Annotated in this window: 16 protein-coding genes; 5 read left to right on the top strand and 11 right to left on the bottom strand. The window is 63.5% G+C overall.

The genetic code is table 11. The features are described 5' to 3' along the window. The first annotated feature begins 9 nt into the window (after window positions 1–9). Window positions 10–1,332: a hypothetical protein gene (locus HBA99_RS21405; RefSeq protein ID WP_070951994.1), complete on the top strand. Its 1,323-nt coding sequence runs from the start codon at window positions 10–12 to the stop codon at window positions 1,330–1,332. Here HBA99_RS21405 and HBA99_RS21400 read toward each other — a convergent pair. From HBA99_RS21400 to HBA99_RS21370, 7 genes are all read right to left on the bottom strand, one after another. Next, window positions 1,316–1,870 (bottom strand): hypothetical protein, encoded by a 555-nt coding sequence (locus tag HBA99_RS21400; protein ID WP_070951995.1) that lies wholly within the window; start codon window positions 1,868–1,870, stop codon window positions 1,316–1,318. The two genes, HBA99_RS21405 and HBA99_RS21400, sit on opposite strands and share 17 nt — an antisense overlap. After that, window positions 1,867–2,451 carry a hypothetical protein gene (locus tag HBA99_RS21395; protein WP_070951996.1) on the bottom strand — a complete coding sequence of 195 codons (585 nt, stop codon included), beginning with the start codon at window positions 2,449–2,451 and terminating at the stop codon, window positions 1,867–1,869. The genes HBA99_RS21400 and HBA99_RS21395 overlap by 4 nt, the downstream gene beginning before the upstream one ends. Further along, the gene (locus tag HBA99_RS21390; protein WP_070951997.1) at window positions 2,451–3,098 is read right to left on the bottom strand and encodes a hypothetical protein; all 648 of its coding nucleotides are present in this window, start codon (window positions 3,096–3,098) and stop codon (window positions 2,451–2,453) included. Before HBA99_RS21390 ends, HBA99_RS21395 begins: the two co-directional genes overlap by 1 nt. Window positions 3,099–3,130: 32 nt before the next feature. Continuing rightward, entirely contained in the window at window positions 3,131–4,333 is a 1,203-nt protein-coding gene (locus HBA99_RS21385) for a DUF7373 family lipoprotein (RefSeq protein WP_234797208.1), read from the bottom strand. A 72-nt stretch (window positions 4,334–4,405) separates the two neighbouring features. Continuing rightward, window positions 4,406–5,206: an exodeoxyribonuclease III gene (locus HBA99_RS21380; RefSeq protein ID WP_070932629.1), complete on the bottom strand. Its 801-nt coding sequence runs from the start codon at window positions 5,204–5,206 to the stop codon at window positions 4,406–4,408. A gap of 9 nt (window positions 5,207–5,215) precedes the next feature. After that, window positions 5,216–6,115: an N-acetylglutamate synthase, CG3035 family gene (locus HBA99_RS21375; protein WP_070951998.1), complete on the bottom strand. Its 900-nt coding sequence runs from the start codon at window positions 6,113–6,115 to the stop codon at window positions 5,216–5,218. A 14-nt stretch (window positions 6,116–6,129) separates the two neighbouring features. Further along, on the bottom strand, window positions 6,130–6,723 hold the full coding sequence (locus HBA99_RS21370) for a peptide deformylase (RefSeq protein ID WP_030096298.1): 594 nt from the start codon (window positions 6,721–6,723) through the stop codon (window positions 6,130–6,132). A 176-nt stretch (window positions 6,724–6,899) separates the two neighbouring features. On the opposite strand from HBA99_RS21370, the gene HBA99_RS21365 reads away from it, so the two are divergent. The 4 genes from HBA99_RS21365 (at window position 6,900) to HBA99_RS21350 (ending at window position 9,671) form a co-directional block, all read left to right on the top strand. Continuing rightward, window positions 6,900–7,247 (top strand): DUF3263 domain-containing protein, encoded by a 348-nt coding sequence (locus tag HBA99_RS21365; protein WP_030096299.1) that lies wholly within the window; start codon window positions 6,900–6,902, stop codon window positions 7,245–7,247. Between the two features lie 61 nt (window positions 7,248–7,308). Then, window positions 7,309–7,773: a LytR C-terminal domain-containing protein gene (locus HBA99_RS21360; protein ID WP_030096300.1), complete on the top strand. Its 465-nt coding sequence runs from the start codon at window positions 7,309–7,311 to the stop codon at window positions 7,771–7,773. 51 nt (window positions 7,774–7,824) lie between these two features. Then, on the top strand, window positions 7,825–8,541 hold the full coding sequence (gene sodC, locus HBA99_RS21355; protein ID WP_030096301.1) for a superoxide dismutase[Cu-Zn]: 717 nt from the start codon (window positions 7,825–7,827) through the stop codon (window positions 8,539–8,541). A gap of 8 nt (window positions 8,542–8,549) precedes the next feature. After that, window positions 8,550–9,671: a glutamate--cysteine ligase gene (locus HBA99_RS21350; protein ID WP_070932635.1), complete on the top strand. Its 1,122-nt coding sequence runs from the start codon at window positions 8,550–8,552 to the stop codon at window positions 9,669–9,671. On the opposite strand, the gene cysC is transcribed toward HBA99_RS21350, so the two are convergent. From cysC to HBA99_RS21330, 4 genes are all read right to left on the bottom strand, one after another. Beyond that, a complete protein-coding gene (gene cysC / locus HBA99_RS21345) occupies window positions 9,668–11,569 on the bottom strand; it encodes an adenylyl-sulfate kinase (protein WP_070932637.1) in 1,902 nt (633 codons plus the stop codon). The genes HBA99_RS21350 and cysC overlap by 4 nt on opposite strands. Window positions 11,570–11,603: 34 nt before the next feature. Beyond that, window positions 11,604–12,557, bottom strand: a complete 954-nt coding sequence (cysD, locus tag HBA99_RS21340) for a sulfate adenylyltransferase subunit CysD (protein WP_070932639.1) — start codon at window positions 12,555–12,557, stop codon at window positions 11,604–11,606. Window positions 12,558–12,747: 190 nt separating this feature from the next. After that, complete coding sequence (locus HBA99_RS21335) at window positions 12,748–13,125, bottom strand: hypothetical protein (RefSeq protein WP_070932641.1); 378 nt, start codon at window positions 13,123–13,125, stop codon at window positions 12,748–12,750. An 88-nt stretch (window positions 13,126–13,213) separates the two neighbouring features. After that, complete coding sequence (locus HBA99_RS21330; protein WP_070921020.1) at window positions 13,214–14,134, bottom strand: IclR family transcriptional regulator; 921 nt, start codon at window positions 14,132–14,134, stop codon at window positions 13,214–13,216. Window positions 14,135–14,178: the final 44 nt, after the last annotated feature.

Genomic DNA, 14,178 nt, shown 5'->3' with positions numbered 1-14,178 from the left:
TATCTGCCCATGGCAACGTGGGGGATATCCGGTCCGGTGGATCTGCTGCGCCGTACGGGGATCTTGTGGTGGCGCTGCTGGCCGCGGCTCATCGGAGTTTGGCTCCTCGGCTGGCTCGCCCGGTACTGGCTGATCAAACTGGCCCTCTATGTGGGCGTGCACTTCGGTGGATTCTGGGGCGACCTGATCATGCCGTTGGCGGCTCTGGCCAGACTCAGCACGTACATCCTGATGTTTTTGGTCATACGCGGGGAGACGAACCTCCCCGACGAGAACACCGATGGCCGGTCGCGGTATCAGGCCTTCGTGGGCATCGTGCTCAAGACGATTCTTCCGGTGTTCGTGCTCTTTGCGGCGTGGCGGCTGATTCTGGCCGACTACGCGTTGTACCTGGGTTCATTGAACGCCGACCTCTCCTACGCGGCCTACTCCGGCGGCGCCCCCGAGAGGACGTTGACGCAGGCTCAGGAGTTCATGACTCCCAGCGACTGGCGGGCATATCTGGCGATACTGATCGCGTTCGTGGCCCGTGGCGCCTTGACCAGGTATTCCGAGAAGCTCCCTGCCTGGACCCAGCTGGTGGCCGTCTACCTACAGGCTCTGTGGGTGGTGCTGCTGCTCAATGCCGCGTCGAATCGGCTTGTGGGGAGCCCGAAATGGGTATCTGAGCGCAAGGTCATCGTCTGGTACACCGAGCAGAAGGAGCGGTTTTTCGCGCACTTCAGCCTCCTCGGTCAGGTGTGGAAGTGGATCACCGATGCGGTGGGGCCGACCGTGCTTGCGGTGTTGTTGGCGGTGACGTGGATTGCCATTGTGGGAACCGTCTATGCGGCTCGGCCGCAAACCACGTGGGCGGGGGCCAGCCAGGCGGCATTCGGGGAACTTCAGGGCTCCCGCGTCACCGATGTGGCAAGTCGGACCGGCCTCGCGGCGAAGGCACGTTGGCAGCGGCTGCCGGTCATCGTCCAGACGCGTGCGTCCGAAATCTTCCGGAGCCTGCTGGGCATAGCCGACCAACTGCGAGACACTCTCCGGCTCACCGTGCATTCCGGGCCGGTGACGCTGTGTTTCTTCGGCTTTGTGTTCATGGCGACCGTGGTCCTGGATCCCAACGGTGCCTACTTCAACGTCTACGTGACCGACGGGTACATGTGGCGCGGCGTGGCCATGCTGCTGGGACCGCATGAGTGGATCTGGTGGGCGTCGTATCGCGAGTCCTTCCGGACAGCGATTGGCGCATTGATCGATCCGCTTCGGATATGCCTTGTGGTGGCAATGTATTGGCATTGCGTGGAGAGAGCCTCGCGGCCGTCGGTCACGAAGGAGGTATGAACCGCACGAAGCGGTATTTTTTCGCGCTTCCTTTTTCGGGTGCGAACTCGACGTCCACTGCGGTGATGTCGGCGTCCTCTGGAACCACCATGACGGCCGCGAATGCGCCGGCAGTATTGCAGGCGTCATACCCCTGCTTCCGGGTCCAATCCGACACCGAGACCGGCAGTAGCCCTATCTGTCCATACCAGTGCCGATAGCTCTGATCGACAAATGTGGCGCGACACATCGCCCATCCCTCATCCAGCGCGGCTGGCTTCCCGTCCTTGGATCGGTCGAATGCATACGCCACAAAACGTGTTCCGGGTGGCTGAGGGGAGTCGTACTTGGAGTACGCAGGAGTGGGCATGTCTAGAGCGCGCATACGCCATAGCACGCCGTCGATCTTGACCGTGGCGCCGGCGGGCACGGTGGCGGCGGGGATATCGGTCCCAAGGTTCTCTTTCCACGAGGGATAGCCCACCGTAATGCCGAAGGTGAGCACTCCGACAACGATCAGTATCGCTCCAATAATGTTGCGCCGCAGCCAGTTTCTCATGGAACGACCTGCTCGTTCACGAGCGTCAGCAATGGCCGCTCTTGAATCATTTCGGGCGGGATGACGATCAGGAGTTGTGAGTCGACCCAGCCCTGCATCATACGAAAGTCATTATCCGGGAAGATGATTGCGAGAAGATTGAGCGCTCTGGGAGGCTCTGGGGCGTCAAACACCCATGTCTTGCGCACGCTGACACCTGGTTGCCCGGAGGCCTTAGTGGCGGCGAAGTTCTCCCGGTCGATGTTGCGGTGGTCGGCCTCGAGCTGCAAATCGATCCTGTCGGGTGTGCGGACGGTTTCATAGGAGAGATCGATCGCGATGTAGCGGCCCTTGGTCTGGTAGGTGTCGATGCTGGAGTCGCTGACCGATGACTTCACGCGGACTTCGGGCGCCGAGAACACTCGATGTACGGTCACCGACAGATTGCGGCCCGCGGTGGGTGCCGGGGCAGTGCCGTGCACCAGGAGCGGTGCGTACGAGTCGGTGCGTTTCGGCACATTCATGTATAGGTAGGCCGAGCCTGCGAGCAGCAGGGCGCAAATAACGGCCTGGACTGCGACGATGGCCCGATTTCGCCGCATCACTCGCACCTGCCGATGGTGGTGCGAAGCTCGCCGTAATGACCCGTGGCACCCCAGGTGGTGACGGTATTGGCAACCCCGGCGGCTCGTTCGAAGTCGGACATTTTGATGATGACGTCATCGCCCGGCTGCGCTTTGCCGAACGGGAATCCCCAAACGACGATCACGTCCTGGACCTTTCCCGGCTGCAGGACCGATAGCAGGCCGTAGGGCCCGTAGGCGCCCTCGTCTCGAACATCGTCGCCGACCAGACTGAATACGGCGCTGTTACTGGGCTTGAGGTCGTGCAACACCACCCCGGACGAGTCGGCGGTGTTCTCCACGGTCGCGAACAGGCCCACGAGCTGGCGCTCCTTAGCGGCCTTCTGCAACAGCAACTGGTTGCGGGTCGGCAGGCGTGCGGGGTCACAGATCTGGGCGACGCGATGCGGTGTGATCGTGTAGACGCCGTTCGAATACGAGGATCCCAGTGCCACCGGTGTCATCGGCTCGGCGGTTTCCAATCCGCCGAAGGCCGCGGTCATCGCCAACACCGCGACGATCGCGACCTGGTGCAACCGTTTCAGCGAATAGCGATCCAGGAACCTGCGATTCTCCGGCTCGTTGGATTCGCTGACGGGATCGTCCCCACCCATGCGCAGAAGCATACGGTGAGAAGGTCGTCCGCAGCTGATTTCTGTTAGCTAAGCCGGTTCCGCTGATCCTGGACGCGTTGACCGATCACCGACAGGGCGCCCTGCACCCATGCGACATACCGTCCCTGCTGGAACAGGCACGTCAGGAGCGGGTCGTCACCGGTACCCGACTTGTACTGCAGGCATTCGGCGTTCGGCACGGTGGACGGCGCGCTCGGCGGGCCGTAATCCGTCCTGGCCTGTAACTCGGGTCGCAGTGCATCCAGTAGACGTTTGGCGCCCATATCATCGCCCGCGCGTGTCACTCGAGCGCTATCGGCGACGATGAACCGGTCGACACCGGTTTCGCGATAGATCTCAAGCCACGCCGGGATGTCGGAGTGAAACAGCGCCGCACCACGCGCGTCGAAGACGGCGCCGCTGCCGCTGGGGTTGAACGAGGTCTTGTCGGTGGCGAGTCTGAGCAAGGATCCATCGGGGTCGAAAGGCGATGTGAGCGAGCTTAATTGCTCAATCGGGGTGGGCGTGAAGTGCTCCAGCTCCTGGAACTGCCGGGTCAGGTAGCGGGACAGGATTTCCGCGCTCTCGACGTCTGGTTGCTGACTGATGTCAACCCGCACCACGAGTGGCCCGCGTTGGAGATACGCCACGGTTTCCGCGTAGACAGACTGGCCGTAGTTTTTGTGTGTGGCGTACGCCTTGGCAGCCGGAAAACCTGGAATCTCCACGGTCTCCACACGTTTGGATTCGCCAGGGTCCAGTTGGTTTCGGAGGCTGAATAGGGCTTCCGTCGCCGCTGCCGCGGACGCCTCGTCTTTGAACAGCCGGATCTTGACTCCCAATAGGGTGGTGGCGTCGTTGTTCGGAGTAACCGGCTCGCGCGAGATGCTGATGCCGGTCACGTATCCGTAGTCGAGCAACTCGTCGGACTTATCCCGTCGATAGAGCAGGGTCGGCCACCCCGTGCTGTTGAATCGGCCGTCGATGATCGTCGGTGCCACGATCGACCCGGACAGCCGGATCGCCTCATAAAACAGATACTTGAGCTTGACGTCTCCGATGTTGCCGGTCGGAGGCGGCAGCGGAACCGTGGGCCGTGGTTTCGTCGTCGCGGTGGTCGTAGTTGACGGTGTCGGTCCCATCGGTGTTTCTCCGTTGGTCACGATCTCGATGCCGTTGGGCGGTGACGTACAGGCCGCCATGGTGAGCATCAGAGCGATCGCCAACGCGTGGAACCGGCGCATCATCGCTACCCCCTCGATCAGTAGTTCTCTGAGGGTAGCGCGGGCAGGATTTGCTGCGGGAACTTCGCGCCGGTATCAGTCCAGATCGACGACGACCGGAGCGTGGTCGCTTGCGCCCTTGCCCTTACGTTCCTCACGGTCGATATGCGCGTCGCCCACCCGCTTGGCGAATTCCGGTGAGCCGAGGACGAAATCGATGCGCATCCCGCGCTTCTTGGGGAAGCTCAGTTGCGTGTAATCCCAGTAGGTGTACACGCCTGGACCGGGGGTGAACGGCCGCACCACATCGGCGAATCCGGCGTCGTTCATCGCGGTGAACGCGGTGCGCTCGGGCTCGGACACGTGGGTGCTGCCCTCATAGGCCTCGACGCTCCAGATGTCGTCGTCGGTGGGTGCGATGTTCCAGTCACCCACTAGCGCCACCTGTGCCGCGGGATCGGCTGCGAGCCAGCCGGCGGCCTCGTCACGTAGGGCAGAGAGCCACCGCAGCTTGTACTGGTAATGCGGATCCTGCAGCGTCCGGCCGTTCGGGACGTAGAGGCTCCATACCCGCACTCCGTTGCAGGTGGCGCCGAGCGCTCGGGCCTCGGCGGCTTCCTCGGCATCCGCGCCGGACGCCCACCCGGGCTGACCCTCGAATCCGACGGTCACATCGTCCAGCCCGACTCGCGAGGCGATGGCCACCCCGTTCCACTGGCTCAGTCCCACGTGTGCCACCTCGTACCCGGCATCGGTGAACGCCTGCATGGGGAACTGCTTGTCGGAGCACTTGGTCTCCTGCATCGCGAGCACATCGGTGCCGGAGCGTTCCAGCCAGGAGATCACCCTGTCGGCACGGGCGCGGATGGAGTTCACATTCCAGGTGGCCAATCGCATGACGTCACCCTACTTTTCGATGCTGACGGCCTCGATACGTGCATACCGGTATCGGTGTTGTTCGGTAAAACCCAAGCTCGGGTACAGCGCGAGCGCAGCCATGTTCTCCGCCCGTACCTGGACGTATGCGCGGCGCGCGCCCTGCGCGGCCCCCCAGCCCAGCAGTACCTCACACACCTGTCGGGCCAGCCCCCGGCGTCGATGGGTCTCGGCCACCCGTACCGCGGAGATGCCGAGCCAGCCCTCGGTGACGGCACCGCGCGCGATGGCCACGGCGGGACCGTTATCGGCGACGGAAGCAAAGCCCAGTTTCCCGTCGATCACCGCGGTTAGCACCGGCACCGTCAGGGGGTGGCTATCTCCATGCAGGGCAAGCCAATCCGGCGGTGGTGCCGGAGGCAGGGGCGGGCCATCCGGCTCGCCCAGATCACGCACCATCACCACGGTTTCCTCGCTCGTCACCAGCGTCTCGGGCGGATGTACCAACCGGTCGGGCAGGCACAACAGGGTGGGCAACTGGTGTGCGGAGTACCAGAAACCCACATCGCCGAGCGACCGAGGGGATGCCGAATGTTCCAGTGGGACAGCAGAGTTGCCGCGATGTGTGTACCCGCCCGCGGCCCGCACAAACCATCCGTCCACCCAAGCGTGTTCGATACCCGGCCAGGCGAAGGCCGCTGCTCGCTGCGCGGATCTGATGTCCCGGTTCAGCACCGGAACTGGGGGCAATACGCGCACCGAGACGATATCGAGGGGCGAAATATCCACCACCGCACCGGATTTATGCAGTACCCGTACCGCCGGATGCGTTGCCACCAACTCGCCGACGGTGTCGGTGAACGGGGGCACCGAGCCGGCAGGCCGTTGGCTGCGGATGGCGACCCGCGTACCGAGTTCGGGCAGGGACACGGCGCCGGGTCGCTCTAGTGTCCGAACGGATCAGCGACTTGTCCTGGCGTCCAACTCAATCCGGGTACGCCCCAACCGTTGGACTTGACCGCGCGTTTGGCCGCGCGAGCGTTCCGGCCGATCAGCGTGTCTATATAGAGGAATCCGTCGAGGTGCCCTGTTTCGTGCTGCAGCATGCGCGCGAACAGATCGTTGCCCTCCAGGGTGATCTCTTTGCCGTCGGCGTCCAGGCCGGTGACCCGCGCCCAGTCCGCGCGTCCGGTGGGGAAGGACTCTCCGGGTACCGACAGGCAGCCCTCTTCGTCGTCATCCGGGTCGGGCATCGTCTCGGGGATGGCGGAGGTTTCCAGGACCGGGTTGATCACCACGCCGCGATGGCGGGTTCCGCCGCCACGGGTGTCGGCGCAGTCGTAGACGAACAGGCGCAGGGGCACGCCGATCTGGTTGGCGGCGAGCCCGACGCCGTTGGCGGCGTCCATGGTCTCGTACATGTTCGCGATCAGCTCGGGCAGATCGTCGGGTAGCGAACCGTCAGGACCGACCGGGACGGGCTCGGTTGGCGCATGCAGCACCGGGTCGCCGACAATGCGGATAGGAACAATAGCCACGGAAGGCAAGCTATCGGCTTGGTATTGAGAGCCGACGCGCGGGGTTGGCTAGCCGGAGTTGCGGTTTGAGCGTGGTTAAATATCGCCGAACCACAGTGTTGTTATTTTCAGTGTTGCAGTGAACGCGATCGATCAAGAGACAAGACGACAAACGCCCGGTTGGGTCAGGAGCTTTTATGGACGGCGCCCAGGCGCGAGCTGAGCAGTCGAAGGCTGCGAATGCTGGTCAGGATTCGCCTGCCGTCGGCTCAGACGGAGTCGAGATCGCTGCTGGTCTGAGCCGGCGCGAGCACGACATCCTGGCCTTTGAACGGCAGTGGTGGAAGTACGCGGGTTCCAAGGAAGACGCCATCAAGGAGCTCTTCGGTATGTCGGCCACCCGCTACTACCAGGTATTGAATGCGCTGGTAGATCGTCAAGAGGCCCTGGCTGCCGACCCGATGCTGGTTAAACGTCTCCGTCGGCTGCGTGCCAGCCGTCAGAAGGCCCGTGCCGCGCGTCGCCTGGGGTTTGAGGTCACATAGCTGTCTCGGAGCGGCCGGCTGAATAGGTGCTGGCGCCCTCGGACCGTAGAGTGGATTCACAATGAACGAACGCGTACCCGATTCTCATGGTCTGCCGCTTCGCGCCATGGTGATGGTGCTGCTGTTTCTCGGAGTGATTTTCCTGCTCGTCGGGTTCAACGCTCTCGGATCGGACAAGTCCGCGTCATCGGACTCGACGTCCACATCGGTCAGCGCCGCCGCAGCCCCGAAGTCGACGACACCGCCGCCCGCGCCCAAGCCGGAGGTTCGTGTGTACAACACCACCTCGGTGCCCGACCTGGCGCGGGGTGCCGCCGACCAGGTCACGGCCGCAGGCTGGAAGGTCGCCGAAGTCGGCAACCTGCCGATGCCCGAGGTGAACGTCACGACCGTCTTCTTCGGCAAGACCGCCGGAGAAGAAGAGGCTGCCCACGAAATCGCCAAGGTGCTCGGTGTTCAGGCCGCGCCGCGTGCACCCGAACTCGTGGAACAGCCGCCGGGTGTCGTCGTCGCTGTCGCCATCTGACCGATCTGACGGATCGGCACTGCGGGTGCTACACGCTGTAGGAGAGATGGCATGATGAGGCCCATGGTTAAGCCCGCCGTTCTCGCCGCCGGAACCCTTGCTGCCGTTGCCTTGTCCCTGAGTGGATGCTCCCCGGATCAGCCCGCCAGCACCACTCCGGGCACCACACCTCCGGTGTGGACCGGTTCCACGGCGCCCTCGACCGCGGGCGGCCACGGCGGCCACGGCGGCGAGCAGCCGATCCCTTCGGGTGAGAAGCTCAACGCCACGCTCAAGCTCGCCGACGGCACGCCGGTGGCCAAGGCCGAGTTCGTGTTCCAGGACGGATTCGCCACCATCACTGTGAAGACCACCGAGAATGGCAAGCTCACCCCAGGGTTCCACGGGCTGCACATCCACTCGTTCAAGAAGTGCGAGGCCAACTCCACCGCACCTGCCGGCGGGACGCCGGGTGACTTCTTGTCTGCGGGCGGACATTTCAACGTCCCCGGTTACACCGGTCATCCGTCCAGCGGCGATCTGGTGTCGATCAACATTCTCAAGGACGGCTCGGGCGAGCTGGTTACCACTGCGGATTCGTTCACCAAGGATGATCTGACCGCTGGCAACGGCACTTCGATCATCATCCACGAGAAGGCCGACAACTTCGCCAACGTTCCGCCCGAGCGGTACACCCAGGCCAATGGCACGGCAGGTCCCGACGACACCACCAAGTCGACGGGTGATGCGGGCAAGCGTGTGGCCTGCGGTCTCATCGACGCGGGCTAGCCGCCAGAGTGGCCCGCCCGATCGAATTTCGCGGGTCACCGCGACCCACGCTGGGGGTTGAGTGGGAATTCGCGCTCGTCGACGCCCAGAGCAGAGACCTCACCAACGAGGCCTCCGCGGTACTGGCGGCGATCGGCGAGACACCGCACGTGCACAAGGAGCTGCTGCGTAACACCATCGAGGTGGTGACGGGCATCTGCGGGACGGTCGCCGAGGCGATGGATGACCTGCAGACAACCCTCGCTACTGTGCGGCCGACCGTGCAATCGATGGGCATGGAGCTGTTTTGCGCCGGAACGCATCCCTTCGCCCGGTGGTCGGCGCAGCAGCTCACCGATGCCCCGCGATACGACGAGCTGATTGCCCGCACCCAATGGTGGGGGCGTCAGATGCTGATCTGGGGTGTGCACGTGCACGTCGGCATCTCCTCCAAGCACAAGGTGATGCCGATCGTCACCTCGATGCTCAACTACTACCCGCACCTTTTGGCGCTGTCCGCGTCATCCCCGATGTGGGAGGGGCAGGACACCGGATACGCCAGTAACCGGGCCATGATGTTCCAGCAGTTGCCCACCGCCGGTCTGCCATTCCACTTTCAGACCTGGGAGCAGTTCGAGGGCTTTGTCGACGATCAGATGAAGACTGGAATCATCGACCAACTCAACGAAATCCGTTGGGATATCAGGCCTTCACCGGCACTGGGCACCGTCGAGATCAGGATCTTCGACGGGATCTCCAACGTCGCCGAACTCGAGGCTCTGGTGGCACTGACGCACTGCCTGGTGGTGGACCTGGACCGCAAGCTGGAGGCGGGGGAGTCACTGCCCACCATGCCGCCCTGGCATGTTCAGGAAAACAAGTGGCGCAGTGCGCGTTACGGGCTCGACGCGGTCATAATCCTGGATGAGGACAGCAATGAGAGATTGGTGACCGAGGACCTCGACGATCTGCTGACTCGGCTGCAACCCATCGCGCGGCTGTTGGAATGCGAGACCGAGCTGGCCGCCGTGGAGGATATCTACCGCCATGGCGGGTCTTATCAGCGCCAGCGGCGGGTGGCCGAAGAGCATGACGGCGACCTGGGCGCGGTCGTGGACTCGGTGGTCAACGAATTGGAAACCGAGCGCTAGACAGACAACCAGTACTCCAGGATCGCGGCCGCCTGCTGTTCTGGATTGCCTTCCTGCGGACGCAACACCAGCTCGGCGTTCACCGGGGCCTCGTAGGGCGCGTTGACTCCGGTGAAGTCGCTGATCTCCCCGGCACGGGCCTTGGCGTACATGCCCTTCGGGTCGCGCTGCTCGCAGACCTCCACGGGAGTGTCGACGAACACCTCGATAAAGGGCAGCCCGGCCTTTTCGTGCTGGGCCCGGATTTTGTCCCGATCGGCTTGATACGGACTGATGAGCGCGGCCACCGCGACCACCCCGGAGTCGGAAAGAATCTGGGCGACGGCGCCCACGCGGCGAACGTTTTCGGCGCGGTCGGCCGCCGAGAATCCGAGGTCCGCATTGAGGCCGTGCCGCAGATTGTCGCCATCGAGCCGATAGGCGGGGATGCCCATTGCCACCAGCCGCCGCTCCAATTCAACTGCCACGGTAGATTTTCCGGATGCGGAGAGCCCGGTGATCCATATCGTCCCGCCCTTGGTGGAGCGTTCCTCGCGAGAAACCGCGGACGAGTGCCAGACCACCTTGGACTGGTGCAGAGTCGGGCCGGAGATCATGCCGGCGGCGACCGTGTTGTTGGTGGCCTCGTCGACCAGGATGAAGCTGCCGGTGGTCCGGTTGCGCCGGTACGGATCGAACATGATCGGTCGCTGCAGTCGCAACTGCACGCGTCCGATCTCGTTGAGCTTCAGTTCCTTTGCTTCCTGGTCCCGGTGCAGGCTGTTCACGTCGAGCCGGTAGTCAAGGCCGGCAACGGCGGCTTTCACCGTCGAGTTGGCATGCTGCATCACGAATCGCGATCCCTCGGAGAGGGTGGAAACATCGGTGAACCAGCACACCATGGCATCGATCTGGCCACCTACCAGTGGCCGATTGTTCGGCCGGCAGAGCATGTCGCCGCGGCCCAGGTCGAGCTGGTCGGCAAGTTGCACGCTTACCGCGCTTCCGGCGAAGGCCTCATCCACGACCGCGCCACCCGGACCCCAGATCGCCGATACGGTTGAGGTGAAACCTGATGGCAACGCGACGATCTCGTCGCCAGGCTTGAATACGCCGCTGGCAACGGTTCCGGCCACGGCCCGGAAGTCGTGTAGGTCGGTGATGTGCTCGGCGCCCGGTGCCGCCGCACCGCCCTGGGGGCGGATGACGTACTGGATGGGAAAGCGGGCATCGATCAGGTTGCGGTCTGACGAAATATGTACCTGCTCAATATGGTGCAACAACGACGGACCCTCATACCAAGGGGTATTCGCCGACCGGGTGACGATGTTGTCGCCCAGGAGCGCCGACACGGGAATGACGGTGAGGTCATGCAGCTCCAGTTTGGTGGCGAATCTGCGGAATTCCTCTTTGATTTCGTCGAAACGCTGAGGGGACCAGTCGACCAGATCCATCTTGTTGATGCACAGCACCACGTGCTCGACACCGAGCAGCGAGGTGATGAACGCGTGCCGGCGAGTCTGTTGTGTCAGCCCGTTGCGGGCATCGACCAGAATGATCGCCAGGTCAGCGGTCGAGGCGCCGGTCACCATATTGCGGGTGTACTGTTCATGCCCCGGGGTGTCCGCAATGATGAATTTGCGTGCGGGCGTGGAGAAGTAGCGGTGCGCGACGTCGATGGTGATGCCCTGCTCACGCTCGGCGCGCAGCCCGTCGGTGAGTAGTGCCAGGTTGGTATGTGTCTCGCCCTTGGCCTTGCTGCTGGCTTCCACGGCGGCCAGCTGATCGGCGAAGATCGACTTCGAGTCGTACAGCAGACGACCGATGAGGGTGGACTTGCCGTCGTCGACGCTGCCCGCCGTGGCGATGCGGATGAGCTCCTGGGCAGGTTCGGTGGTTTCGATGGTCTGCGGGCTCATCAGCTCTGCCCTTGTTCTTCGCGCAAGCGCCTCATCAGAAATACCCTTCCTTCTTGCGGTCTTCCATGCCGGCTTCGGAGATCCGGTCATCGGCGCGGGTGGCTCCCCGCTCGGTGATGCGGGTTGCGGCAACCTCTTCCACTACCGCGCTGGGAGTTGACGCGACAGATTCGACGGCGCCGGTGCACGTCGCGTCACCGATCGTGCGGAACCGAACGGACTTCTCGACGAGTTCCTCGCCCGGCTGCAGGGTGAGGAATCTAGTGTCGGCCAACAGCATTCCGTCGCGTTCCACCACATTGCGTTTATGCGCGTAGTACAGCGGAGGCAGCGTGATGTCCTCGGATTCGATGTACTGCCAGATATCCAGCTCGGTCCAGTTGGACAGCGGGAACACCCGGATGTGTTCACCCTTGCGGTGGCGACCGTTGTAGATGTTCCAGAGTTCCGGGCGCTGGGCGCGTGGATCCCATTGGCCGAACTCGTCACGGAAGCTGAACACCCGCTCCTTGGCGCGGGCCTTCTCCTCGTCGCGGCGCGCGCCGCCGAACACGGCATCGAAGCGGTGCTCGTTGATGCTGCGCAACAAGGTCGCGGTCTGCAGGCGGTTACGCGTGGCGCCTGGTCCGGTCTCCTCGACGACGGCACCCGAGTCGATGTCGTCCTGCACACTGCCGATTTCCAGCCGCAGGTTGTAGCGGCCAACCGTCTCGTCGCGGAAAGCGATGACCTCGTCGAAGTTGTGCCCGGTATCGATGTGCATGACGGGGAAGGGCAGCGGCGATGGCCAGAATGCCTTGGCCGCGACGTGGAGCATGACCACGGAATCCTTGCCGCCGGAGAAGAGCAGCACGGGCCTTTCAAAGGTCGCCGCAACTTCGCGGAAGATGTAGACGGCCTCGGCTTCCAGCGCGCTCAAGTGCGATAACTCGTACGACTCGGCGGCTGATGAGCCTCTGTGGCGAAGAACATCGGGCGATGTCGGCATGCGGTTACTCCATTTCGGTCCAAATATGTACCGTATCGGTTCGTATTCGGTCCAGCCCAGATTAGAACGTGTTCTTGTTGGGTGTCAATGGGTGACATGGGCGCGAGCGCACGACCGCGCACATAAACGTGAATGGGCGGGCGCGTACGCGCGCGCCTCGGAAGCTGGCGGGAGCTCGAAGGGCGGATAACTACGCCAGTGGTGACCCTGGCTGCCTGCCGGTGATCATTTCGAAGACCTTCCCGGGCTTTTGGGTGCTCAGGTACTGGCGGGTCATGTCGCGTGACTGGATGGCGGAATCCTGTGTCAGCCCGGAGAGTGCGAAGCACGGCCCCGCGGCGTCGAGATCCGAAGGCGCACTGGCCTTCATGTCATCGACCGCGTCTTGGTCGGAGGCGCCTGCGCCGGCCCATGACCCTACGGCTGCGCCAGTCTGAGTATTGGTTGTGCCGCATACGGCGAGAACCCAGGGGTCGCCAGCGAATGCCGGTGCAGGGTTAGTGATCGAGAACAGTGCGGCGGCGGCGCCGACGGCGACGGTGCGGGCTAGCGTCTCGCGGCAATTCATTCTGGCCCCCACCCATTTACATCCATCACGCGTGGCTACATGATGAATATGAATATAACAGCATTTGTGCAGCATGTAGCAAATACTGCTACGGCTTGGTGCCGCCGATGTGTTCGGTGATTCCGTCCGCGGTGTGTACCAGAGCCTTGGCGCGCACGGTGATCTCGGCGTCGGTGAGGTCGTCGCCGATGTAGAGGCTCGCGACCATTGCCTGCTTGCCGTTGTGGTCGTAGACCGGTGCCGACATCACGTTTACCCGGTGGCGTACTTTCGCCCCCGAGCCGACGGTGTAGTTCTCGCTGCGCAGGTAGACCCGTTCGCCGATTCCCGACACGATCTCGCCGAGGAGGGCGCGCAACTCGTTGGGGATGTCACCGGGCACCCCGGCCATGAGTGAGTACAGCTGACGTCCGGCGGGGGTCAGCAGTTCGACCAGATAGCCGTCGGCACGGCACTCCTGGATTACCTTGCGCAGCCGTTCATCTGCGGTACGGCCGGGCGCGGTCGGATCCTTGCCCAGCCAGGAGGCGATGGTTTCGTCGGTGTCCCAGAGCACGAACATCAGGCCCACCGGTGGAGTGAACGGATAACTCTGGCCTACCTCGACCCGGACTGGATGGTCGGGGTCACTAACCACCTCCAGGACCGTGACCCGATCGCTGACGACGGCGGACAACGCCGCGGTGTGCCCGAATTCTCGAGTAAGCGTGAGTAATTGATCGCGGCTCGCCGGCTTGGCGCGCAGCGATTCCTGGGCGGCTCTGCCGACACGGATGAGCGCCGGGCCCAGGCTGTACGTCTTGTCGCGGTCATCCCGGATGAGATACCCCGACTCGGCGAGGGTGGTCACGATGCCCAGGCAGGTGGGCTTGCTCAGTCCTAACCGGCGCGCCAATTCGGAAAGTCCAAAGCGCTCGGTGCGGTGCCGTGCCAGGAAATCGAGTACGGCCATCACGCGTTCGGTAGGGGGCGACGTCCTGCCTGCCCCATTGTCCCGTTCCTCGACCACCGGTGAAACCTCCTGTGCCCCTGCGTAGATCCAGACATTCTTGA

The sequence above is a fragment of the Mycobacteroides chelonae genome (genome assembly GCF_016767715.1).
GTDB lineage: Bacteria > Actinomycetota > Actinomycetes > Mycobacteriales > Mycobacteriaceae > Mycobacterium > Mycobacterium gwanakae.
The sequence above is the reverse complement of the archived record's forward strand: the minus strand, read 5'-3'. Positions and strand labels throughout refer to the sequence as shown.

Excerpts from the sequence above, each read along its gene's own strand:
- HBA99_RS21405 (WP_070951994.1), top strand. The coding sequence starts at position 10 with ATGGCAACGTGGGGGATATCCGGTCCGGTGGATCTGCTGCGCCGTACG.
- HBA99_RS21400 (WP_070951995.1), bottom strand. The coding sequence starts at position 1,870 with ATGAGAAACTGGCTGCGGCGCAACATTATTGGAGCGATACTGATCGTT.
- HBA99_RS21395 (WP_070951996.1), bottom strand. The coding sequence starts at position 2,451 with ATGCGGCGAAATCGGGCCATCGTCGCAGTCCAGGCCGTTATTTGCGCC.
- HBA99_RS21390 (WP_070951997.1), bottom strand. The coding sequence starts at position 3,098 with ATGCTTCTGCGCATGGGTGGGGACGATCCCGTCAGCGAATCCAACGAG.
- HBA99_RS21385 (WP_234797208.1), bottom strand. The coding sequence starts at position 4,333 with ATGATGCGCCGGTTCCACGCGTTGGCGATCGCTCTGATGCTCACCATG.
- HBA99_RS21380 (WP_070932629.1), bottom strand. The coding sequence starts at position 5,206 with ATGCGATTGGCCACCTGGAATGTGAACTCCATCCGCGCCCGTGCCGAC.
- HBA99_RS21365 (WP_030096299.1), top strand. The coding sequence starts at position 6,900 with ATGGACGGCGCCCAGGCGCGAGCTGAGCAGTCGAAGGCTGCGAATGCT.
- HBA99_RS21360 (WP_030096300.1), top strand. The coding sequence starts at position 7,309 with ATGAACGAACGCGTACCCGATTCTCATGGTCTGCCGCTTCGCGCCATG.
- sodC (WP_030096301.1), top strand. The coding sequence starts at position 7,825 with ATGATGAGGCCCATGGTTAAGCCCGCCGTTCTCGCCGCCGGAACCCTT.
- cysC (WP_070932637.1), bottom strand. The coding sequence starts at position 11,569 with ATGAGCCCGCAGACCATCGAAACCACCGAACCTGCCCAGGAGCTCATC.
- cysD (WP_070932639.1), bottom strand. The coding sequence starts at position 12,557 with ATGCCGACATCGCCCGATGTTCTTCGCCACAGAGGCTCATCAGCCGCC.
- HBA99_RS21335 (WP_070932641.1), bottom strand. The coding sequence starts at position 13,125 with ATGAATTGCCGCGAGACGCTAGCCCGCACCGTCGCCGTCGGCGCCGCC.